A 1671-nucleotide genomic window follows, 5' to 3' on the forward strand; every position below is an offset into this window, starting at 1 on the left:
GACGCGAGGCCTTCGTGGCGCTGGTGGACGCGCTGGAGGTGCGCGCCTTCTGGCCGGGCCAGCGCGTGGTGGAGGAGGGGCAGCCGGGCGACTCCATGTTCGCGCTGGTGGAGGGCCGCGCGGAGGTGGCCCGGCGGGTGGAGGGCAACGCGCGCCAGGTCGTGGCCACGCTGGGGCCGGGGGACTTCTTCGGCGAGGTGGCGCTGGTGTCGGAGGGCCCAGGCTGGCCAGCGTGGAGGTGCCCGAGCGCTCCGTGCTGCTGGAGTTCAAGCGCCCCGCGCTCGCCCGCGTGAGCGCGGCGCACCCGGAGGTGGACGCGGCGGTGCACGCCTTCTACCAGCGGCGGCTGGTGGACCACCTGCTGCGCACCAGCCCCCTGTTCACCAACCTGTCGCCCGCGCTGAAGCAGGCCATGTCGCGCGAGTTCGACCTGCGCGTCATCCCCGCGGGTCAGGTGCTCCTCACGCAGGGGCAGCCGGGGGACGCCTTCTACCTGCTCTTGCGCGGCCAGGTGCAGCTGTCGCTGGAGCAGCCGGGCCGCATCGTGTTGCTGCCGGAGCTGCGCGAAGGGGACGTGTTCGGTGAAATCTCCCTGCTGCTGGACAAGCCCGTGTCCGCGACGGTGCGCACGAAGACGCCGTGCGTGGTGCTGCGCCTGGAGCGCGCCGCCTTCGAGCGGCACGTCGTGAGCCAGCCCGGCCTCAAGGGCCAGCTCATGCGCATGGGCACGGAGCGCCTCCAGCAGACCGCGAAGGCGCTGTTCGTCTGAGGCTCGGGGAGCGCCTCAGGCCTCCGCGTCCAGCTGCACGGGGTGCTCGCGCAGCCAGTCCTGCGCGCGGCGGATCCGCTCCGCGCCCTCCGCGCGGCCTTCCTTCTCCAGCAGCTGCCGGTAGGGCTCCAGCTGCTCCGGCGTCCACGCGGGCAGGGCCTTCAGGTCCGCGAGCGCCACCAGCTCCTCCGCGCTGCGCCCCCGCGCCTCCTGCCGGGCGGTGAGCAGCGCCGCCAGCACCAGCCGCGCGGGCTCCGCCTCGAAGGCGATGGCCGCGTCAGTGAGCCACTCGCGCGTGGCTCGTCCGCCGCCGGTCCTTCGCCCCCGCGCGCATCCGCTCCAGCATCCCTTCGAGGAACTCCGCGTCCACCGCGCCCTTCACGGCCCGCAGCAGCCCGGCGATGACCTGCCGCCGGCCCTCCGGGTCCTTGGGCTGGGACTTCATCGCGCGCAGGGGCTCCCACAGCACGCAGGTGAGCCACAGCTCCTCCTCCGGGGAGAAGACGGACGGCGTGGCGGCGTCCCTCAGCTTCGCCTCCACCCGCTGCGCGCGCTCCTTCGCTTCACGGGAGATGCGCTCCACCAGCGCGGGGTCCGCCTGCACGTGCTTCACCAGCGCGTCCAGCTCGCCCGCCTCCGCCCTCCGCAGGGCCTCCGCGGCCTCCGGCGTGAGGGCCTCCGGCGCCATGTTGGCGACCAGGGACTCGTACTTGCGCACCACCTCCGCGTGCTTCTGGCTCCACTCGCGGAACTGCACGTCGAAGACGACGTCCAGCACCGGGTTGTCCTCCGGCCGCACCTTGCCCGTCTTCTTCGCCGCCGTGGCCAGCAGCGCGCCCACGCACAGCGCCCGCCGCTCCTCCGGCGTGCGCCGCCGCGGGCCGCCTGCACGGCTACCGCGA

The 1671-nt window shown here is 74.2% G+C and carries 3 protein-coding genes and 1 pseudogene; 2 read left to right on the top strand and 2 right to left on the bottom strand.

The window, feature by feature from the left end:
• On the top strand, positions 1–293 hold a 293-nt coding region (locus ACLEQD_RS42895), incomplete at its 5' end, for a cyclic nucleotide-binding domain-containing protein (RefSeq protein ID WP_410391724.1).
• Positions 233–769: a cyclic nucleotide-binding domain-containing protein gene (locus ACLEQD_RS42900; RefSeq protein WP_410391725.1), complete on the top strand. Its 537-nt coding sequence runs from the start codon at positions 233–235 to the stop codon at positions 767–769. The genes ACLEQD_RS42895 and ACLEQD_RS42900, both read left to right, overlap by 61 nt.
• A 15-nt stretch (positions 770–784) precedes the next feature.
• Here the strand turns inward: ACLEQD_RS42900 and ACLEQD_RS42905 are convergent, their stop codons facing one another.
• Both ACLEQD_RS42905 and ACLEQD_RS42910 read right to left on the bottom strand, forming a co-directional pair.
• Positions 785–1009: a hypothetical protein gene (locus tag ACLEQD_RS42905; RefSeq protein WP_410391726.1), complete on the bottom strand. Its 225-nt coding sequence runs from the start codon at positions 1007–1009 to the stop codon at positions 785–787.
• Positions 1010–1046: 37 nt separating this feature from the next.
• Positions 1047–1671 (bottom strand): annotated as a pseudogene (locus ACLEQD_RS42910) (zinc chelation protein SecC); the annotation flags it as partial.

Source organism: Corallococcus sp. 4LFB (assembly GCF_046520365.1).
GTDB lineage: Bacteria > Myxococcota > Myxococcia > Myxococcales > Myxococcaceae > Corallococcus > Corallococcus caeni.